The organism is Parafrankia sp. FMc2, from assembly GCF_041008525.1.
In the GTDB taxonomy this organism is placed as follows: Bacteria; Actinomycetota; Actinomycetes; order Frankiales; family Frankiaceae; genus Parafrankia.
In genome coordinates, this window is the sequence record NZ_JBFLUG010000037.1 from 22,152 (window position 1) to 42,526 (window position 20,375).

Annotated in this window: 16 protein-coding genes and 1 tRNA gene; 5 read left to right on the top strand and 12 right to left on the bottom strand. The window is 72.5% G+C overall.

The window, feature by feature from the left end; genetic code table 11:
- Window positions 1-44 precede the first annotated feature (44 nt).
- Window positions 45-1,559 (bottom strand): ATP-binding protein, encoded by a 1,515-nt coding sequence (locus tag AB1460_RS15250; RefSeq protein ID WP_368961945.1) that lies wholly within the window; start codon window positions 1,557-1,559, stop codon window positions 45-47.
- 16 nt (window positions 1,560-1,575) lie between these two features.
- On the bottom strand, window positions 1,576-2,265 hold the full coding sequence (locus AB1460_RS15255; protein WP_368961947.1) for a response regulator transcription factor: 690 nt from the start codon (window positions 2,263-2,265) through the stop codon (window positions 1,576-1,578).
- A 108-nt stretch (window positions 2,266-2,373) separates the two neighbouring features.
- Here AB1460_RS15255 and AB1460_RS15260 point away from each other — a divergent pair, with 108 nt between their 5' ends.
- Window positions 2,374-2,973 carry a hypothetical protein gene (locus AB1460_RS15260; protein WP_368961948.1) on the top strand — a complete coding sequence of 200 codons (600 nt, stop codon included), beginning with the start codon at window positions 2,374-2,376 and terminating at the stop codon, window positions 2,971-2,973.
- A gap of 99 nt (window positions 2,974-3,072) precedes the next feature.
- On the opposite strand, the gene AB1460_RS15265 is transcribed toward AB1460_RS15260, so the two are convergent.
- The 5 genes from AB1460_RS15265 to AB1460_RS15285 all read right to left on the bottom strand — a co-directional run bounded on the left by AB1460_RS15265 (window position 3,073) and on the right by AB1460_RS15285 (window position 8,332).
- Window positions 3,073-3,534, bottom strand: a complete 462-nt coding sequence (locus tag AB1460_RS15265) for a hypothetical protein (RefSeq protein WP_368961950.1) — start codon at window positions 3,532-3,534, stop codon at window positions 3,073-3,075.
- Entirely contained in the window at window positions 3,531-4,412 is an 882-nt protein-coding gene (locus AB1460_RS15270; RefSeq protein ID WP_368961985.1) for a mechanosensitive ion channel family protein, read from the bottom strand. Before AB1460_RS15270 ends, AB1460_RS15265 begins: the two co-directional genes overlap by 4 nt.
- A 189-nt stretch (window positions 4,413-4,601) precedes the next feature.
- Window positions 4,602-5,351 (bottom strand): SDR family oxidoreductase, encoded by a 750-nt coding sequence (locus AB1460_RS15275; RefSeq protein WP_368961952.1) that lies wholly within the window; start codon window positions 5,349-5,351, stop codon window positions 4,602-4,604.
- A gap of 189 nt (window positions 5,352-5,540) precedes the next feature.
- Window positions 5,541-6,269, bottom strand: a complete 729-nt coding sequence (locus tag AB1460_RS15280) for a hypothetical protein (RefSeq protein WP_368961954.1) — start codon at window positions 6,267-6,269, stop codon at window positions 5,541-5,543.
- Between the two features lie 371 nt (window positions 6,270-6,640).
- Window positions 6,641-8,332 (bottom strand): phospholipase D-like domain-containing protein, encoded by a 1,692-nt coding sequence (locus AB1460_RS15285; RefSeq protein WP_368961956.1) that lies wholly within the window; start codon window positions 8,330-8,332, stop codon window positions 6,641-6,643.
- A gap of 352 nt (window positions 8,333-8,684) precedes the next feature.
- On the opposite strand from AB1460_RS15285, the gene AB1460_RS15290 reads away from it, so the two are divergent.
- Entirely contained in the window at window positions 8,685-9,539 is an 855-nt protein-coding gene (locus AB1460_RS15290) for a polysaccharide deacetylase family protein (protein ID WP_420497277.1), read from the top strand.
- Here the strand turns inward: AB1460_RS15290 and AB1460_RS15295 are convergent.
- The gene (locus AB1460_RS15295; RefSeq protein WP_368961957.1) at window positions 9,515-11,086 is read right to left on the bottom strand and encodes an aldehyde dehydrogenase family protein; all 1,572 of its coding nucleotides are present in this window, start codon (window positions 11,084-11,086) and stop codon (window positions 9,515-9,517) included. The genes AB1460_RS15290 and AB1460_RS15295 overlap by 25 nt on opposite strands.
- A 484-nt stretch (window positions 11,087-11,570) precedes the next feature.
- Here AB1460_RS15295 and AB1460_RS15300 point away from each other — a divergent pair, with 484 nt between their 5' ends.
- A complete protein-coding gene (locus AB1460_RS15300; protein ID WP_071085282.1) occupies window positions 11,571-12,299 on the top strand; it encodes a response regulator in 729 nt (242 codons plus the stop codon).
- Window positions 12,300-13,466: 1,167 nt separating this feature from the next.
- Here AB1460_RS15300 and AB1460_RS15305 read toward each other — a convergent pair.
- The 4 genes from AB1460_RS15305 to lon all read right to left on the bottom strand — a co-directional run bounded on the left by AB1460_RS15305 (window position 13,467) and on the right by lon (window position 17,945).
- A tRNA-His gene (locus AB1460_RS15305) sits at window positions 13,467-13,542 on the bottom strand.
- Window positions 13,543-13,655: 113 nt separating this feature from the next.
- Complete coding sequence (gene orn / locus AB1460_RS15310; RefSeq protein ID WP_368961958.1) at window positions 13,656-14,252, bottom strand: oligoribonuclease; 597 nt, start codon at window positions 14,250-14,252, stop codon at window positions 13,656-13,658.
- A 187-nt stretch (window positions 14,253-14,439) separates the two neighbouring features.
- A complete protein-coding gene (locus AB1460_RS15315) occupies window positions 14,440-15,024 on the bottom strand; it encodes a hypothetical protein (RefSeq protein ID WP_368961960.1) in 585 nt (194 codons plus the stop codon).
- 413 nt (window positions 15,025-15,437) lie between these two features.
- Window positions 15,438-17,945, bottom strand: a complete 2,508-nt coding sequence (gene lon / locus AB1460_RS15320) for an endopeptidase La (RefSeq protein WP_368961962.1) — start codon at window positions 17,943-17,945, stop codon at window positions 15,438-15,440.
- A gap of 298 nt (window positions 17,946-18,243) precedes the next feature.
- Here lon and AB1460_RS15325 point away from each other — a divergent pair, with 298 nt between their 5' ends.
- Window positions 18,244-19,212 carry a pirin family protein gene (locus AB1460_RS15325; protein WP_368961963.1) on the top strand — a complete coding sequence of 323 codons (969 nt, stop codon included), beginning with the start codon at window positions 18,244-18,246 and terminating at the stop codon, window positions 19,210-19,212.
- Between the two features lie 216 nt (window positions 19,213-19,428).
- Complete coding sequence (locus AB1460_RS15330; RefSeq protein ID WP_368961965.1) at window positions 19,429-20,169, top strand: Crp/Fnr family transcriptional regulator; 741 nt, start codon at window positions 19,429-19,431, stop codon at window positions 20,167-20,169.
- Window positions 20,170-20,375: the final 206 nt, after the last annotated feature.

The following is a 20,375-nucleotide window of genomic DNA, read 5'->3' on the forward strand; positions in this document are numbered from 1 at the left end:
GTCGGCGACGGGGGCCGGACGGAGGAGCCGGTGGGACGGCGGACTCAGCGCGCGCGGGTCCGGGAGCCTCGTCGGTGGCGTGTGTGGCGCCTGCCGGCCGGTGCGCCGGCGGCGGAGGTCTCGGTGCGCAGCCGCAGCCGCAGCTCCGCGCCGCCGAGCGGGGACCGGCCGACGGTCAGCTCGCCGCCGGTCGACTCGGCGACGCGCCGGGCGATGTCGAGCCCGAGTCCGGTCGAGCCCGCCCCGCCGGCCCCGCCACCCCGGCGAAGCGCCGCGGCCGGGTCGGCGACCCCTGGACCGGCGTCCAGCACCCGCACGGTGACGGCCTGGTCGGTCCGCCGAAGCTGGACAGCGAAGGCGACGCCCTCGGCGGTGTGCCGGAAGACGTTGCCGAGCAGAGCGTCCAGCGCGGTCGCGAGCTCCGCGGGTGCCACCGGGACCGGGGCCGGCCGGTCCGCTCCGGACACCGACCAGCTGCGTCCCTGGTCCTCGGCAAGCACGGACCAGAAGTCGGCCCGGTCGCGGAGCACGTCGGCGGCGTCGCAGCGTGGGGCGACGACCTGCTCGTCACCCCGCGCCCGGGCCGCGCGGATGATGGAGTCGACCTCGTGCTCGAGCTGTGCCACGGCATGCCGGACAGCGGCCGCCGCCGCCGCAGCCGCCGCGTCACCTCCATGACCGCTGCCCGCGAGGCCGCCGTCGACCCGGCCGTCGGCGGAACCGTCGACCCGGCCGTCGGCCTCGCCGTCGCCGTCGAAGGAGCCGCCGCCCAGAGCGGCGGTGTTGAGGCGTAGCACGGTCAACGGGGTGCGCAGCCGGTGGGACAGGTCCGCGGCTCGTTCCCGTTCGGCCGCCAGCAGCATCCGGACCCGGTCGGCCATCGTGTTGAAGGCGACGGCCGCCTCGTGCAGTTCGGCCGGCGCGGCCTGGTCGGCGACGGGGGCGCGGGCGGTCAGGTCGCCCGCGCCCAGTTCCCGCGCGGCGCGGGCAAGGCCGCGGGCCGACCGCACGATGCGGGTGCCGAGGCGGTCGGCGACCACCACCGAGGCCAGCACCAGCGCCGCGGCGACGCCGCCCAGCACGAGACAGGCCCGCGCGACGCCCCGGTCGAGCTCGGTGTCCGGGATGAACACCTCGATCACCGCGATCCGCGCGTCCGTCACCGCGACCGGTCGCAGCAGGACGGACCCGCGGGGAACCGCGACCACCGCCGAGCTCCCGGCGCGCGCGACGGCGGCCAGCTCGCTGCCCCTGACCCGTGACTGACCGACGGTGACGAGCGACGCGTCCCGGGTCCGCCCTGATGTGGACCCCGGAGCGGGAACGTGGACCGCGACCCGACCCTCGGCTCCGCCGCGGGTGCTGGCCAGGGCACGGCGCAGTGCCGCCTGGTCCGTCGTGACTGCCAGCGCCGGACCCAGTTCGGCGGCCCGGCGCTCGCCGTCGGTGAACGCCCGGTCATGCGCGGTGCGCTGGACCGTCAGCACGAGCGGGACGAGGAACGCCAGCGCCACCATCGAGGTCACGGCGATCGAGACCCGGGCGAGCGCCCACCTCATCGTGTTCTGGCCCATCTCATGGGCGAGGCGCGTCGAGCTTGACCCCGACGCCACGCACCGTGTGCAGGTATCGCGGCCGAGCCGCGGCCTCTCCGAGCTTGCGGCGCAGCCACGACAGGTGGACGTCGATCGTCTGGTCGCCGCCGTAGGCCTGCTGCCACACCGCGGCCAGCAGCTCGCGGCGCGGCACGACCTCGCCGGGGCGGGCGGCCAGGTAGGCGAGCAGGTCGAACTCGCGCCGGGTGAGGTCGAGCTCGCGTCCGTCCAGCACCGCAGTGCGCTGCCGGGAGTCGACCACCAGATCACCCACCCGGAACGCCGGCGCGCGGGCGGTGGCAGCGGAGGGGCTCGTGCGGCGTAGCACGGCGGTGACACGCGCGTTGAGGTGCTCCGGCGAGAACGGCTTCACCAGATAGTCGTCGGCACCGCTGTGCAGCAGGCGGACCATGGCCGGCTCGTCACCACGCGCCGTCGCGACGACCACGGGGACGTCGCTGACGCCGCGCAGCATCCGCAGCGCCGCGGCGCCGTCCAGGTCCGGCAGACCCAGGTCGAGCAGGACGAGGTCACAGCCGACCTGGGTCACCTCGCGCAGCGCGTCGAGCGCCGCACCGACGCTGCGCACCGCATGCCCGACGGCGGACAGGTGCCGCACCAGCGCGGCACGTACGTACGGGTCGTCCTCGACGACCAGAATCGTGGCCACCCGGCTACGGGCTTGCCTGCGACGTCATGGGTGTGACTCCTTCCGGGCAGCGGCGCTGGACGACGCCGTGGACCTGAACTGTCACGGATATGGCAATATCGCACCGCGATGGCTGGGAGACTGATCCGCCTGGCTGCCTGGGCGGCCTCCACGGCGCTTGCCGTCACGCTGTCCTGGTTCGCCGTCTCCGACGTCCTCGCGCGGGAGATACCTGTCGACCGGCCGGCGTCGGCCCTCGCTCCGGCCCGGCCAGCCGGTCCGCCTGCCTCCTCGGGGGAGGCGGCCACCGACCCGTCGCCGCATCCCTCCGCGCAGCCGTCTCCCCTCACGCTGCCGTCGCCGTCCTCGATGACAGCGGTGGCGGGGGAGCCGGCTGCGTCCGAGACTCTCCCTGGGGCTGGCATCGCGCCTGGGGCCGGGACCGTGCCGCCCCGCTCACCGGGCGCGGTGACACCGTCCGCGGGAGCTGGTATCCCGCCTGCGCCCACCGGGCCGGCGGCCCAGAGTTACCAGCTCGACGGCGGACGCGTCGTGATCGAGACCACCGACGTCGCGGCCCGTCTGGTGTCCGCCATTCCGGATGTCGGCTGGACGGTGCAGGCCTGGCAGGCGGAGGGGTGGCTACGGGTCGACTTCAGCCGCGACGGCCGGACGTCGTCGTGCTTCGTCACCTGGAACGGCCATCCGCCCTCCGTCCAGATCACCTGACCTCGCCACACCTTCTCCCACGAAGGTCGTCCGTCAGGGTTCCACGGGACGCCGGACCGCCCAGCCACCGCTCTACGGGACCTACGGGACCTACGGGACCTACGGGACCTGCGGCGGGGAGCCGGACGCGCCGACGGATGGCGTCGGCGTCGGTGTGCCGAGCCAGAGAAGGCCGGGTGCGTCGCTGGGAGACGCGTCGGGATCCGCGGGGCTACCGGAGTTCGACGGAACAGGCGAGGCGGTGCCGCCGGGTGGGGTGAGGCTCGGGTCCGCCGACACGGTCGGAGTGAGGCTCGGCGTGGGCGTGGCGGACCCGGTACTGGCCGGCGCCGGCGCCTCCCGCCCGGACGGGTTCGCGGTGGGAGTGGTCGGGGGGTTCAACTCGTCGCGCAGCTCCCTCTTGACCTGTTCGACGGTGGCGTTGTGGGCGACGGTGGACGAGCGCGACGCTGGCAGCGACTCGGGTCGGACGAACACGTAAAGGGCGAAGACGCCGGCGAGCGCGACGCTGAGCAGCAGCGTCGAGCGGCGTGCCGGGATCCGGGCCAGGGGGTTGGTCATGAGGCGGTCGGCGGGGCCGCGTCGAGGACGGCGGGGATGTGGATGCCGGCGCGCAGCAGCGCGCCGCTGATCCTGGCCCGCAGCGCCCGCCCGACCTCGAACTGTTTGCCGGGCAGGGTCCGCGCGACGATCTGGACCTTGAACTGGTCGAGGTCGATGCTCTCCACCCCCATCACGGTCGGCTCGTCCAGGAGCAGGTCGCGCAGCGAGTCGTCGGCGTAGGCGTTGGCCCCGACCTCGGTGAGCAGTGTGGTGACCGTCGTGACGTCCACATTCGAGGGGATCGGGACGTCGATGACGGCTCGTGCCCAGTCGCGGGAGAGGTTGACGACCTGGATGATCTGCCCGTTCGGGGTGATCACGACCTCGCCGTCGGGCGTGCGGACGCGGGTGATCCGCAGGGTGACCTCCTCCACCGTCCCGGTGATGGCGGTCGGCGAGCCGAGCACGATCAGGCGGACGAGGTCACCGAAGCCGTACTGCCGCTCGGTGACCATGAAGAAGCCGGCGAGGACGTCCTGCACGACCCGCTGCGCGCCGAAGCCGAGCGCGACACCGAGGACGGTCGCCGGTGCGGCGATCCCGGTCAGCGGCACGCCGAGCCGCTGCAGCACCAGCACGACCGCCACGCAGTAGACGAGCGTGAGCGAGACCCAGGTGAGGACCTGCACGAGGGCGTGCCGGTGTTTGGTGGTCTCGGAGCGCACCACCGCGTCGGACTGCTGCGCCTGCGTGTCGATGCGACGCTCGATGTACGCACCCGCCCAGGTCGCGAGCCGGGTCAGCAGGACCGCCGCCATCACGATCATGACGACCTCGAGCCCGCTGCCGCGGGCCCACTCCGACAGGTCCGTCAGCGGCGCGGCGGCCTCGATCATGAGCGGCAGGCGGCGGCGACACTCGGGCGCTGGCCGCACGCATGGACGTCCATGTAGGCGTGCCGGGTCGGGTATGCCCTCACCTGTCCGAACCTACCCGGGGTGCGCAACCGTCGGCGCGCCAGCACGCCGGGAGCCGGCGAACCGCGAAGAGATTCTCAGCGTACTGGCGACGACCAGCGGCAGCGATCAGGTGAGAGCGGGCTGCCGTGGCGTCACGGCCACGGACGGAATGCTGCCCCCGCAGCGCAGGACGGTGTCGACGACCTGGACCAGCTCGGCGACGTCGAGGAGGGAGCCGCCGCCCTGCAGGCCCTGCTTCGCCCAGATCGGGCGGAAGGCGGCCATGGCCTCCATGTCCCACCCGTGGGTGAACTCCGTCCTGGCGTCACCCTCGCCGCCGGCGCAGTCGCCGACGATGACCCGGGTGAAGCCGATGGCGGGGTACTCCGCGCGCAGCGACTCGACGAGCTTGTCCAGCGCGGCCTTGCTGACGTTGTAGGCGGCGAAGCCGGGCCACGGCGAGGTGAGGGAGGCGCTGACCGAGGACAGGTAGGCCGCGACGCCGCCCGAGGCCGCGAGGTGGGGCAGGGCCGCGGCGGTGATGAGGGCCGCCCCGATGACGTTCGTGTCGAAGGCCTGGCGCCAGGTCGCCGCACCGATCTTGTCGAAGGCGACGAGCGGGCCGATGCCGGTGGCGTAGACGAGGCCGTCGATGCCGCCGAGACCGGCGGCCGCCTCCTCGATCGCGTCGGCGCAGGACTGCTCGTCGGTCACGTCGCAGGCGACGGCGAGCGCACCGGGGCCGGCGTCCTTCGTCGCGTCGGCCAGCCGGTCCTTCCGACGGGCTAAGAGGGCGACCTGGTCACCCCGCTGCCCGAGACTGACGCCGATACACCGGCCGAGACCGCTCGAGGCACCGACCACGACAACCTTCATGCTGTTCGCTCCGCTCTCCGACTGACGGCTCCCTGGCGGCAGAGCTCCGCCGATGGCGCAGCGCTGCCCGTGCGTGCCCGTCGCCGCCGGTGTCCGGACGTCCCGTGACCGGTGACACTGCAGGCCCGCCAACCCATCATCGCTGGCAGAGGTGATGTCGGTCGAGCCTCGGTGTCGGTCGAGCCTCGGTCAGGGCGTGGGGGTGTCGTCCACCCGCGCCGCCTCGGCCATGGCCCGGCCGTAGCGCTCGGCGCCGACCGAGCGCACCGGGCAGGCCGTCATCGGCGGCTGGACCACCGGGCAGAAATGCACGCCGTCCGGGCTGCGAACCGTGACCAGCCCGTCGCTGTCGCAGGTCTCGCCGGCCGCGCAGGGCAGCCGCGGAACGAACAGGCCCTTGTAGGTGAGGGTCTGCCCGACCGGGGCCACCCGGACGTCCGACCGCATGCTGGCGATGTCGCGCCACAGCCGGTCGAGGGCGGTGAGGCCGTCGGAGTCGACGGCCTGGTCCCTGCGGGGCGGGGCGTCGATCAGGATGACCTCGGTGCCGCGCCGGGTGAGGATCTCGACGGCTTCGGTGACGTCGTTGCGGTAGGCGGTGAGCAGGTCACGGTCGCGCATGCACTCCGAGCCGGTGTTGCCGGAGAAGGACAGCACCGCGACGCTCGGCTTCCAGCGGCGGCCCTGTCTGCGCATGTCGTCGAGCCAGTCGCACGGGGCTGTCCCGCCCCAGGTGTGGGCCTGCGCCTGGGTGGAGCCGTCCTTCTGGGCCGCTGCGACGAACGCGTCGCGGGACTCCCAGGCCAGCGAGTCGCCCCAGAGCGCGACCCGCTGCTCGTCCGGGTCGTTCCGGCCGGCGGTCAGCGCGATCACGGCCAGGACGATGGCACCCGCGAACATCCAGCCGATGATGCCCACGCGTGGGATGTTCAGCGTGACTCCTCTCCACGGACGCCGGGGCGCTCGCGCCGGGCATCAGGATCCGACGAGTGCGGAGTCACTCACCGTCGGACCTCTCACGATCGAACCACTAGCCATCAGACACAGACAGGCCACGGATACGGACACGGGCATGCCACAGATGCCATCTGTGCTGCACCGGCCCGGCCCGGCCCCGCCCGGCCCCGCCCGGCCTACGCCCAGGGTAGGACCGCAACGGACGCCCGGGGTGGCACGCAGGCGCGCAGCGGACGCCCGTCGCCATCCCGCGGGGATCCCTGGCCGGTGATGTGCCGGAACCGGGTGGCCTTGTCGGTGTTACGTGCTGACAGCGGGCTGCCCCCGCCTGCTCACCAGGTGTTGTCGCCGCGCATGCGGCGCGGACGGCCGTCCGGGTCGTAGACGGCGTGGTAAAGCGGTGCGGCCCAGGCGCGGGTGAGCCGGTTCAGACGCTGCGGCTGGTGCGGCCGGACCCGCCCGGGCGGGCGGGGGCCCACCTGGCCCCCGTGGTGCCAGGCCTCCAGCTGCTCGGCGCGGCGCCGGAACGCCTTGAAACCGGCCTCGGGGTCGAGGAGCTCGGCGTCGTCACCGTCCCAGTCGAGGTGCTCGCGCCAGAGCTCGAGCCGCAGCTCGCGGGCGAACACCCGTGCCCCGTCGCCGAGCCCGCCCGGATCGGCGGGCTCGCGCAGGTCGAGTGTGGTGTCGATCGTGGCGACGGCGAGCTCCGAGTCGTGGCTCCACGAGCGCCGGTTCAGGTTGTCCGAACCCACCGATGCCCAGACGTCGTCGACGGTCACAGCCTTCGAATGGACGTACACCGGCGTGCCGGCATGGTTCTCCACGTCGTACACGCCGACGCGCTCGCCACCGGCGGTGCGGCAGATCTCCAGCGCCTGCTCCCGGCCGACGAGGTTCGGCGGCAGCGCGAACCGGCCCCCCTGCGTCGGGAACCGCGGGACGACGATCACCAGGTGCAGCTCCGGTTCGCGGCGCAGCGCCTCCGCGAACAGCCGCGCCACCTCGGTGGACCACATGTACTGGTCCTCCAGGTAGATCAGCCGCCGGGCCCGGCGCAGCGCCTTCCGGTACGCCCGCGCGATCGACCGCTCGCCGTGGCGCGCGAACGGGTAGTGGGGGCGCCGCCGCGGGTAGGTGCGCAGGATCTGCACGGCGTGCGGCCCCACCGGCGCCGGGTCCTCCGCCTGTGGTGGCAGCCGGTCCGGGTCCGTCTCCACCGGGCGGAAGCGGTAGTACGCCTGCCTTGGCGGATTCGGGTTGTTGGGGCTGGCCGGGTCGTCCCAGCGCTCGCGGAACGTCCGCTCCAGATCGCCGACGGCCGGCCCGCGCACCTCGACCTGGATGTCGTGCCAGGGCGGCGCCTGCCCGTAGGCGTCGGCGATCGGCTGGCTCTGCGGGTCGCCGGCGTGCGCGGCGTCGTCCCGGCGGCTGTAACACAGGTCGATGCCGCCGACGAACGCCACCGCATCGTCACCGGGACCGTTGGCGCTGTCCGCGCTGTCGGCGCTGTCGGCGCTGTCGGCGCTGTCGGCGCTGCTCGTACTGCTCGCGCTGCCGGTCCCGCCGGTGCCGGCGGAGCGGCGGACGACGACCAGCTTCTGGTGGTGCGACCCGTTGCGGTGCACCCGGTGGTCGAGCACCACCTGTGCGCCCGAGAGGTTCAGCTCCTCGGCGAGCCGCCGGTTCGGCCGCGAACTGAAGGACAACAGCTCCAGGTGGGAGCGCCACATCAGCCCGCGGACGGTGACACCCCGCCCGGCCGCCCGCCCGAGCACCCGGCCCACCTCCGAGCCGGCACCGTCGAGCCGCTCGTCGAGGTCACCGCGCCAGTCGGTGAACAGCAGCAGATCCCCCGCGCGCAGGCCCTCGACGACCTCCAGCAGCCGGGAGAAGTAGGCCCGGCCATGAACCAGGGGGCGGACCAGGTTGCCCGTCGTCCAGGCCTGCCCGTCGGGGTGGCGGCTGTCCAGATCGGTGTCCGGGTTGCCGCGTTCCTCGGCAGTGAGGAACCACTGGTCGAGCATCTGCCGGTCCTCCTTCTCACGGTGCCGTGCGGACCGGCGCGGGTGGCGACAGATCGCCACGCCGCCGCGTGCTACACGCGTGAAACGCATGAAACCGAAACGTCGGATGTCAGACGAAGATCGGGGATCCTCCCGGAATGGTGTGTTCCCACCCCGGGCCGGTCTGAATCAGGCTGTTCGCCCCACAGCGACGTACGTGGGACGTCCCGGGACGCGCGTCGAAGGCCCGGCGCGGCGCGGAGCGAAGGCTCTCCCCGGGATGGCGCACGCTCGGTGCGGTGCGGTGCGCGGCCGGCTGGGAGCGGAGGTACGAAGCGGTGACCAGCAGCGACGGTGTGGCAAAGTGTCCGTCATGACGGGCGGAGCGCAGGCGCGGCCGGGGGGCGCGGCGGGTGGATCGGCGGGCCTGGTCGCGGGCGGGCTCGTCGTCACGGCGGCCGTGCTGGCCCATGGGTTGCCGTCGCTGATGACACTGCGCCGGCTGCGCACCGCGGTCGCCCCGCGCCTTGCCGGGGTCGGCCGGGCCGACCACGTCGCGTTGACCTTCGACGACGGGCCGGACCCGGCGTCCACACCGCAGTTTCTCGAGGTGCTCGACGAGCTCGCCGTCCGGGCGACGTTCTTCGTGCTCGGCAGCATGGTGCGCAGGTCAACAGGCCTGACACGGGAGATGGCGGCAGCCGGCCACGAGCTGGCCGTGCACGGCTGGGACCACCGGCCGATGCTGCTTCGCGGGCCGATGTCCAGCTACGACCAGCTCGCCCGCACCCGCGATCTGGTGGCCGAGACGACCGGGCAGGTGCCGGCGCATGTCCGGCCGCCGCACGGGGTGCTGTCCTCGGGGGTGCTCGCCGCCGCGCGCCGCCTCGACCTCACACCCGTCCTGTGGACGGCGTGGGGCCGGGACTGGACGGCGACGGCGACCCCGCAGACGGTGCTGGCCACGCTCGCGCCTGACCTGCGCGGCGGTGCCACCGTGCTGCTGCACGACAGCGACTGCACCTCCGCACCCGGCGCCTGGCGCAGCGCCCTTGGCGCCCTGCCGGAACTGGCCGCCCGCTGCGACGACGCCGGCCTGGTGCTCGGCCCGCTCGCCGACCACGGCCTGCGCGCCCCCGCGGCTGAAACGACTCAGAGACGCCCAGCGCTGGCGATATGCCGGAGAAGCCCTTGCTCCGCGGGCTACGTCTCCGGGTACAGCGAGTAGGACGGGAAGTTGCCGTAGAGGCGTTCGTGGCTGTCGGACCCGACGGTGACGGCGTGGACGAGGTGTTCGCCGCCGACGAAGGCGCCCTTCCAGGACGCGCCGCGGCCACCGAACGGCTCGGCGCGGTCGCCGCGGGAGCGGGGCTTGTTGACACCGACCTTGAACGCGGCGAGTTCGCCGGACAGGCGCCGGGCGGTGGATTCGTCGTCGCAGGCGAGGGAGGCGACGAGCGCGCCGTTGGAGGCGTTCATGGCGGCGAGCAGTTCGGCTTCGGAGTCGACGATGACGATGCTGTCGATCGGCCCGAACGGTTCGGCGTGGTGCAGTGCGGCCGCCGGCGGCGGGTTGAGGATCGCGACGGGTGGGACGTACGCGGAGCGGTCCTGGTCGGGCAGGAACCGGCCGTCGGCCAGGTCGCCGCGGTAGAGCGGCAGGCCGCCCTTGGTGATCGCCTCGTCGACCTTGGCGGCGAGTTCCGTGGCCTTCTCGGCGGTGATGACCGGGCCGTAGTCGAGGTCGGGCAGCGGGTCGGCGTCGTGCTCGACGGCGAGGGGGTGCCCGAACCGGACGGAGGAGACCACCGGCAGGTACATCTGGAGGAACTGGTCGAACAACTGCCGCTGGACGACGTAGCGCGGGTAGGCGGTGCAGCGCTGCTTGCCGTACTCGAAGCCCTTGCGCAGGTGACCGGCGAGCAGGTCCCACTGGGAGAAGTCCCAGATGCCCCAGGCGTTGAGGCCCTCCTGCTCGAGGAAGTGCCGCTTCCCGGTGTCAACGAGCGCGGCGGCGACCTGGCCGCCGGCGGAACGGCCGCCGACGAAGGCCAGGCAGCCGATCTCGGGGGCGCGCACCAGCGCGGACGACAGCCGTGACCCCGAACCGGAGACCAGAGAGACGGGCAGCCCGGCCCGGCGGGCCAGCGCGCAGGCCAGGGTGAGGCACGCGGCGCCGCCGTCGGTCGGTGTCTTCGCGATGGCTGCGTTGCCGGCGAGCATCTGCACCAGCATGGCGTGCATCAGCACGCTCATCGGGTAGTTCCAGCTCGCGATGTTGCTTACCGGGCCGGGCAGCGAGGTCCGGCCGGCGATCATGCTGTCGACCTCGTCGATGTACCAGCGGACGCCGTCCAGGGCGCGGTCGACGTCGGTGCGGGCCAGCCGCCACGGCTTGCCGATCTCCCAGACGAGGAGCAGTGCGAGCAGCTCGCGATGCTCCTCCATGGCCTCGACCGCGGCGGTGACCCGGGCCTTGCGGTCGGCCAGCGGGACGTCGCGCCACTCCTTGTGGTCGTCGAGCGTGGCTCGGATGGCCTCACGGGCCTCGTCGGGGTCGATCATCGGGGGACCAGCGATCGGGGACCCGTCGATGGGTGAGAGGCTGTGGAGTGGATTGCCGGTTCGGTGCCACCGACCGCCCCAGAGGTTGAGCAGGCGGTCCTCGTCGAAGGCCTCAGGTGCGACCTGGCGGGCGCGTGCGTAGGCGTCGGTCCAGGAGGTGCCCGGCTTCAGGTGCAGTCGGGGCGGGGGCGTGCTGGCTGCGGCGTCCATCTCCCGAGGGTCTCTCTGATCCGATCGTGGCGCCACCAAACTGACGTCAATGGCGTCGCTCATCCCGTACATCCAGTCGCCTTCGATAGCTGGTTATGAAGCGGCGGTTACCGGGCTGGGGGACTACTGGGCGTTGTTGACCGGTTCTGCCGCGCAGGGAAGCACCTGCCTGTGAATGCTCTGGCCGAGGCGGCCCGGGCCGGTGCCAGTGGCGTCCGTGCAGGTGCAACGCTCGGCCGGCGCGTCGGCGAGCGAAGTCGAGTTGGTACGGAAACGGGCAGGAAGACTGAACTCGGCCCAAAAGCGCGTACTATTTCCCCTATGTCGGATGTGTTAAGGACATGGAAGCGGGGGGTGACTTCAGCGCGCCTGCGACCTCGTGTGTGTAGTGCATCACGTAGAGTGGGCAGGTGTACGAACCGGCTTTCGCGCGCGGCAGAGAAGCCGCTTGGCGGAGAAACCGAACCCGATTTCCGGATGTGTGATGACGGCCAGTGTGGTGCCGCCGTCGGCCGCTGATGCCGACCCGACCCGTGACGCGACGCCCATACGGGTTCTCGTCGTGGACGATCACGAACTCTTCCTTCAGGGTCTGCAGGTGGTCCTGGACACCGAGGAGGACATCTCGGTGGTGGGGCGTGCCGCCGACGGGCAGGAGGCGCTCGTCCTCGCGTCCGGTACCGCGCCCGACATCGTCCTGATGGACGTGCGCATGCCCGGGCGCGACGGCATCGCTGCCGCGAGCGCCATCAAGCGGGCGGTGCCGCGCGTGCGCATCGTGATGCTGACCGTGTCGGACGAGGAGTCCGACCTCTTCGAAGCGATCAAGGCGGGTGCGGTCGGCTATCTGCTGAAGTCGATCCCGCCGCACGAGGTGGCCGACGCGGTGCGCGCCGTGCACAACGGCCAGAGCCTGATCAGCCCGTCGATGGCCTCGAAGCTCATGGTCGAGTTCGCGACCATGGCCCGCGGCGGCAGCGGTGGCGGTGAGGACCGGCCGCGCGCCCACGCCCCGCATCTGACCGCGCGTGAGCTGGAGGTCCTCAAGCTCGTCGCCGAGGGGCGGGCCAACCGCGAGATCGCCCGCAAGCTCTTCATCAGCGAGAACACGGTGAAGAACCACGTGCGCAACATCCTGGACAAGCTCCAGCTCCACTCGCGGATGGAGGCCGTCATGTACGCCGTCCGCCAGGGCCTGTTCGACATCGAGTAGGCCCCAGCCGTCCAGCCCCCCAGCCCCCAGCCGTCCAGCCCCCGGGACGCGAGCCGCTGCCGGCTGCCGGCAGCGGCTGCTCCGCCGCCGACGGGCGGGGGCTACGCGGGCCGTGCGCGGTGGAGCCAGGTGCGCCGTGCCGGCAGCGTGGCTGGAAAGGCTCCCGGTGGGCTGTTGTTGGCCCACGGCCGGAACGTGCCAGAAAGAGGGGCACTGTCGGGCGTTCGCCGGTGAGATCCACCTCTCAACCGGTCTCGTGCAGAACTCCGGGCCAACCCAACCGCTTTTGGGGCTTTATGGCCAGCTTGTCCGTTATGCAGGCTGTGCTGGACGATGGCGGGGATTGCCACTCGGGAAACCGACAGCGGGCGCGGTGAATGGCGTCGCCCCTGCGGTGCGGGGGAAGAGGCACAGGTGGGCGGCCCTGGAACGGCGGCCAGGCAAGGCCTCCAAGCGCCGGAACGGGGTGCCGGAACTGATCGCCGCAGAGTCAGGACGGATCCGGCTTCCGACCCGCAGTCGGCCGTGAACACACATCTGGTCGCATCGGATTCCCGGCGGCGACCGCGGTGAGCAGAGTTGTGCGGCCCTTTGCTGCATTCCACCCCATACGATGTCGATGATGGCTAGCGTCATCGGTCGACCAGCCTGCTCGGCTGCCCGGCGAGACCGTCCGGCCAGCTCGACCGGGGACTGCATCCGTCGGGGAGGTGAGTACACCGGTGACCACAGCGGAGCAACCGTCCGGGGCTGACACGACCCCGGGCCGTGCGAGCATCATCAACCAGATCTGCCTGACCTGCCGTGGGGGTCGGGCGGTATTCGAGCTCCGCGCCGCGGATCAGGGCGGCACCGCGCCGCACCTGGAACCGTGCCGCCACTGCGCGGGCAAAGGCCGGCACGTCGGCCTTGTCCCGCCCGTATGATCATCCCGCCCGTATGATCATGCTCTGGTAGCGCCCGGCTACCCGGCCCACCCGCCCGGCGAGCCCGGCGGTCGCGGTTCGTCGGCACCCCGACACCGGACTGCCGGGCACCCCCGCCGAGCTTGGTCGGGGGCACGTGCGGCCACGCCCGGACGCGCGGAGGGAACCCAGGCTCTGTCGGGAGGGGCAGAGGGAAAAGAAGTGTGCCACCCACAGAAAGGTGAGTGGCACCGCTACCGCGTGGGGTGAGTGACGGGATTCGAACCCGCGACCCCCGGGACCACAACCCGGTGCTCTGCCAACTGAGCTACACCCACCACGAACCGATCTGAACCGGACCCGATCTGAACCTCAACCGGGCTGAGCCATAGTACCGGTAGAACGGGCCGCTGTGACAGCCGGGTCGCGAGTGAGCGCGGACGCCCTTCGGTCAGGAGGCCCGCACGGCGGCGGCTGCGGCCCGGGCGGTCTCGGTCGTCGGGCCGGGCTGCGGCACGAACAGCACCTCGCGGTAGTAGCGCAGCTCCTCGATGCTCTCCCGGATGTCCGCCAGCGCCCGGTGGCCGCCGGACTTCACCGGGGCCGCGTAGTAGGCCCGTGGGTACCAGCGGCGCGCCAGCTCCTTGATCGACGAGACGTCGATCATCCGGTAGTGCAGGAACTCGTCGAGCTGGGGGAGGTAGCGGGTGATGAAGGTGCGGTCGGTCGCGATCGAGTTGCCGCACAGCGGGGCCTTGCGCGCGTCCGGGACGAAGCGCCGGATGTAGGCGAGGAGCTGACGCTCCGCCTCGTCGACCTTGAGGTCGGCGGCGCGGACAGCGGTGGTCAGCCCGGAGGCCTCGTGCATCTCCCTGACGATGGGGAGCATCTGGTCGAGCGCCGCGTCCGGTGCGCCGAGAACGAGGTCGATGCCGTCGTCCAGGACGGTGAGCTCGCTGTCGGTCACCAGGCAGGCGACTTCGAGCAGCAGGTCGGAACCGGCGTCAAGACCGGTCATCTCGCAGTCGATCCAAACCAGACGATCCATCCCGTTCACATTAGGGAATTCCGTCGCTGTCGTCACCTACGTCCCTCCGCTTCCTGCGCTGCCGATCCCGCGCTGGCCGGGGCAGGCAAGATCTGACCGTAGCCACGGTGGCACGCAGGGGTGGACGCGGGGGTGCCGCCGCCCGGCTCGTGGCGGCAGCCGGGCCCGCTGCCGGCAGCCGGGCCCGCTACCGGCGGGCGGTGGGCGCCGGGTGGTTGGAGACCCGGAAGCGAACGGTGGTGACGGGGGTGCGGCCCGAGCCGTCCACGACAGCTTCCAGGAAGTAGACCCCGTCGACGACCTCGGTGGTCAGCCAGCCGGAGTCATGCGGGGCGAAGACGTACGGCGGACCGGCTGAGGGGACGTTGTAATGACGCCCGGTCGGCCCGGTGAGGACAAAGGTGACCCGCCCGACCGAACCGCTGGTCTGCAGGGTGATCCGCCGGAAGCCGCTGATGGTCTCGCCTTCCGTCACCCCCGCGAACCCCGCCGGAGCGTCCGGGGAGGAGGGCGTGCTCGTGGGAGCGGAGACCGTGGCGAGAGGGCTCGGCCCGGCTCCGGTGCCCGGCCCGGGTCTGGAAGCGCCTCCGGGTCTGGCGGCGGGGCTGGTGCCGAGTGCGGGCACGCCCGGGGCGATCCCGGGATACTCCGCCGCGGCGAGGCCGGCAGTGTCGCGCGTACCGTTCTGGTACTCGACGACGAGCAACGGCATCAGGAGAAGCGCGGAGAAGAACAGGGCCAGGCCAATCCAGCCCCGCCGAAAGGCGTTCACGTGGGCTGTACCCTTCGTCACCGCTGCGGGTAAGCGCCCACTCTATGCGGTGTGCGACAGTCTGCCCACGCCGGGGTGATCAGCGCGGCCGACGGCCCGGCGGTCTGGTCGGCCGCCGGCCGGGGCCTCGGTTGTCCCGAGGGCGCTGGCGTCCGCGTAGTCGACTCACTGCCAGGATGCGCTCCTGTACGACGCGCTCCTGCCGAAGGCACCGGCCACGATCCACACTCCGAAGGTAGCCTCCGGAGCCCCGTTCCGGCGATGGCGTCACAAGCTGTTAACCGAACTTCCGGCGTGTCGCCCGCGTCGGGCGTTGTGCGCTCCCCGTTGCTCCGGGGTGATTCCGTTGCTGGTGGACACCGCCGTCATACGTGACGGCGGTGTCCACCAGTGGCCAGCCGGCCTGGTGTGGCTCAGGCGGCGACGGCCTTGGGGAGCTTGGTGTCAAAGGCCGGTTCGAGCGCGAGCTCCAGCACCTCGCGGACGTCCGCGACCAGGTGCACTGTCAGCGCCTCCCGGACCGCGGCCGGAACGTCGTCCAGGTCGGGCCCGTTCCGCGTGGGCAGCAGCACGGTGGTGAGGCCGGCCCGGTGGGCGGCGAGCAGCTTCTGCTTGACCCCACCAATGGGCAGCACCCGGCCGGTCAGCGAGACCTCCCCGGTCATCGCCACATCGGCCCGCACGGGACGGCCGGACAGCAGCGACGCCAGTGCGGTGGTCATCGTGACCCCGGCGCTGGGCCCGTCCTTGGGCACCGCGCCGGCCGGGACGTGGATGTGGATGCCGCGGTCGCGCAGGTCCCCGACCGGCAGCTCCAGCTCGACCCCGCGCGAGCGCAGGTAGGACAGCGCGATCTGCGCCGACTCCTTCATGACGTCGCCGAGCTGCCCGGTGAGCGTCACGCCGCTGGCTCCGGTCTCCGGGTCGGCGAGCGAGGCCTCGACGAAGAGGACGTCGCCGCCGGCGCCGGTGACGGCGAGCCCGGTCGCCACGCCCGGCAGCGCGGTGCGTTCGGCCGATTCCGGGGTGTGCCGCGGCCGGCCCAGGTAGCCGGTCAGGTCCCCGGGGCCGATCGTGACCGGCAGTTCCGTCTCCCCGAGCGCCACCTTCGCGACGACCTTGCGCAGCACCCGCGCGGTGGCCCGCTCCAGGTCGCGGACGCCGGCCTCGCGGGTGTACTCGCCGGCGAGCTGACGCAGTGCCTCGTCGTCGACGACGACGTCGTCCGCGGTCAGCCCGGCGCGCTCGACCTGCCGGGGCAGCAGGTGGTCGCGGGCGATGGTGACCTTCTCCTCCTCGGTGTAGCCGTCGAGCAGGATCAGCTCCATCCGGTCCAGCAGCGGCGCGGGGATGGCCTCCAGCACGTTCGCGGTGGCCAGGAACAGGACGTCCGACAGGTCGAGCTCCACCTCCAGGTAGTGGTCGCGGAACGTGTGGTTCTGTGCCGGGTCGAGCACCTCGAGCAGGGCGGCGGTCGGATCGCCGCGGTAGTCCGAGCCGACCTTGTCGACCTCGTCCAGCAGGATCACCGGGTTCATCGACCCGGCCTCGCGGATCGCGCGCACGATGCGCCCCGGCTGGGCACCGACGTAGGTGCGCCGGTGGCCGCGGATCTCCGCCTCGTCGCGGACGCCGCCGAGCGCCACCCGGGCGAACTTCCGGCCCATCGCCCGCGCGACCGACTCGCCCAGCGACGTCTTGCCCACTCCGGGCGGGCCGGCGAGCGCGAGGACCGCACCACTGCGGCGGCCACCGACGACCCCGAGCCCGGCGTCCGCGCGGCGACGGCGCACGGCCAGGTACTCGACGATCCGATCCTTGACGTCGTCGAGGCCGGCATGGTCGGCGTCCAGGACGGCCCGGGCGGCGGTGATGTCGTACGTGTCCTCGGCGTGGGAGCTCCACGGTAGTTCCAGGACGGTGTCGAGCCAGGTGCGGATCCAACCGCCCTCCGGGGAGGAGTCGGTCGTCCGCTCGAGCTTGTCGACCTCCTTCAGCGCGGCGGTGCGGACCTTCTCCGGCAGGTCGGCGGCCTCGATCCGGGCCCGGTAGTCCTCCTTGCCGGCGTCCTCGGCGGAGCCGTCCAGCTCCGCCAGCTCCTTGCGGACGGCGTCGAGCTGGCGCCGCAGCAGGAACTCGCGCTGCTGGCGATCCACCCCCTCCTGGACGTCGCGGCGGATGGTCTCGGCGACCTCGACCTCGGCGGCGTGCTCCTTCGTCCAGGGGATCAGCTTCTCCAGCCGGGCCGTGACGTCGAGCGTGCGCAGCAGCTCCAGCTTCTGCGCGGTCGACAGGTAGGACGAGTAGCCGGCGGTGTCGGCCAGGGTGCTGGGGTTCTCCAGCGCCGCGACCGTGTCGGCGACCTGGTCGACGCCCCGGGTGCGGAGCAGACCGGTCACCAGGGCGCGGTACTCCAGCGCCAGGGTGACGAGACGGGTGACCGCGCCGTCCGGGTTGTCGGGGTCCGCGGCGTCGTCACCGCGGTGCGGGGCACTGAGCGTGCCCGAGAAGCCGGGCGGGGCGACCGGTTCGACGACCGTCGCCTCCACCCACACGGGCGCGTCGTCCGCGGGGGCGTCCGCGGGCGGGGGTGCCTGCAGCCGGGCCCGGGTGGCGGCGCGGACAACCGCGGCGGTGGTGCCGTTCGGCAGCCGCCCGATCTGTTCGACGACCGCGACGACACCGATGTCGGCGAGCTCCCCGTCCACGCGGGGGACCAGCAGGACCTCGGCCTTGCGCTGGGAGGAGCGGCTGGAGATGCCCGGCGCGCGGGCTTCGGGTATGGAATCGGGCCGGCCGCCCCGGGCCGCGTCCACGGCGGCGCGGGTCCGGTCGTCCGACAGATCGAGCGGAACCACCATGCCGGGCAGGAGCACCGAGTCGTCCAGCGGCAGCAGCGGCAGGAACCTGGTCTGTGACATGCGACCTTCATCCCTCGTGTCGAGCGGGTCCGGCCCAGTCATCTTGAGCCTGACCTACTCAAGCCATCGGAGTGGATCGGTGTTCCCTCATCTGATCGCCCTGGGCGAACGCCGTCGGCGGGTCGGGTGCATGGGAGGGTGGCCGGGGGCGGGAAGTCTCCGAGGGGTCGGCTGGTTGCACGCAGATAGTTGAATCGGCAACCGTCAGGGCCGGGTCAGGAGGGGCGCCTGCCGCCCCGGCGGGCCCGAGCCGAGCGGTCGCCGCAACGAAGATCAGCACGCTTTCTGGGAGGTCACCATGCCAGCCGTCACCGCCGACACCCTCACCCTGCCGAGGCTGCCCGCGCCCGGGCCCGGCGACGTCGAGCGCCCGGTGCGGAAGGTCGTGACCGCCCCGTCCGGCTTCGAGGGGGAGGGCTTCCCCGTCCGTCGGATGTTCGCCGGGGTGGGCCTCGCCGACCTCGACCCGTTCGTCCACGCCGACCAGATGGGCGCCGTCGACTACGCGGCCGGCGAGCCCAAGGGCACCCCGTGGCACCCGCACCGCGGGTTCGAGACCGTGACCTACATGATCGACGGCACCTTCCAGCACCAGGACTCGCACGGTGGCGGTGGCCTGATCGCCGACGGCGCGACCCAGTGGATGACGGCCGGCGCCGGCATCCTGCACATCGAGACGCCGCCCGAGGAGCTCGTCATCAGCGGTGGTCTCTTCCACGGGGTCCAGCTCTGGGTGAACCTGCCCGCCCGGGACAAGTTCAGCCCGCCGCGCTACCAGAGCATCGAGGGTGAGCAGGTCTCGCTGGTCGCCTCGCCGGACGGTGGGAGCCTTGTCCGGATCATCGCCGGGGACGTCGGCGGCTTCCGCGGGCCCGGCTCCACCCACACGCCGATCGCGGTCGTCCACACCACCGTCAGCCCGGGCGCGCGGGTCAGCGTGCCGTGGAACCCGGAGTACAACAGCCTGGTCTACGTCCTCGCTGGCGCCGGAACCGTCGGTGCGAAGGACACTCCCGTCCATCTCGGCCAGACAGCCGTGCTCGGTGCCGGAGACCGGATCAGCCTCGCCGCCGCTCCCCGCCAGGGCGCGGACGCCCCGAACCTGGAGGTACTGCTGCTCGGCGGCCAGCCCATCCGCGAGCACGTGGAGATGTACGGGCCGTTCGTGATGAACACCCGTCAGGAGCTCCAGCAGGCCGTCGAGGACTTCCAGGCCGGCCGCCTCGGTGTGATCCCGGAGAACGCCCTGATGCCGCACCGGGCGTGACCCGGGCACGCTCCGACCGTGCCCGGGCCGGGCCGGGCCGGGCCTGTGCTGTGATGGTTTGCGCAGCGCACCCGATCCTTCACGTAAGGCCGCTGACGTGGTGGTATCAACCTTGAGTCAGAACGCGTGGCGCCGCGCCGGTTCCGGTGGCCCGCGATACCACCCGACAGTTGGTCGCGCCCGGCTCAGCGGTGCCCGGCGCAGAAGGAGCAGATCATGGTTCGGCCTGGTGGTGGCACTGGTCCGGACCGCCAGCGTCCGCGGCGGCCGGACTGGCCGGCCAAGAGCCTGCTGGGCCGGCTGCCGGAGCCGATCCGCACGGAGTTCGTCGCGCTCGGCGCCTACCGGGAGTTCAGCAGCGACGAGGTGCTGCTGAGGGAGGGCGAGGGGACGAACTTCGTCGTGCTGCTGCTGAGCGGCTGGGTCAAGGTGACCGCGTCGACCGAGAACGGCGGCTTCGCGCTGCTGGCGATCCGGCACGGCGGTGACCTCGTCGGCGAGCAGGCCGGGCTGGACGGTGAGCCGCGCTCGGCGACAGTGACGGCGGCCGGTGCCGTCCTCGCGAAGGTCATCGCGCTGGAGACCTTTCTGGACTTCCTGCGGCGCGCCCCCGAGGCGAGCACCCCCGTGCTCCAGTCCGTCAGTGCCAAGCTGCGCAACTCGACCCGGCGCCGGGTCGAGTTCGGCGGGTGCACGGTCGCGATGCGCCTGGCCCGCGTGGTCTGCGAGCTGGAGCACGCCTACGGCGCCGACGCGACGGACGGGACCGGGCGCCGCGTGCAGATCTCGCTCACCCAGCCGGAACTCGCCGGCCTCGTCGGCGCCGCCGAGCCGACCGTGCACAAGGTTCTGCGCGAGCTGCGCCAGCAGGGCGTGGTGGACACCCGCTACCGGGCGATCGTGATCCGCGATGTCGACGCGCTCTACACGGCCGCAGGCATACCCCGTCACCGCTGACCTGCGGCTCGCAGGTGTCGACCCGCCTCCCGCGCCGGCACCCTGCCGTCACCCCTGCCTGCCGTCACCCCTGCTGCCGGCCGTCACGCTTCCCTGCCGGCGCCGCGACCGGCACCGCTGGGGAACTGGTGCTGGTGCCACATCGTTGTCCAGTCGGCTCCGCTCGGTGAAAACCATCGCAGGAGGATGTCTTCGTCCCTCCGCGG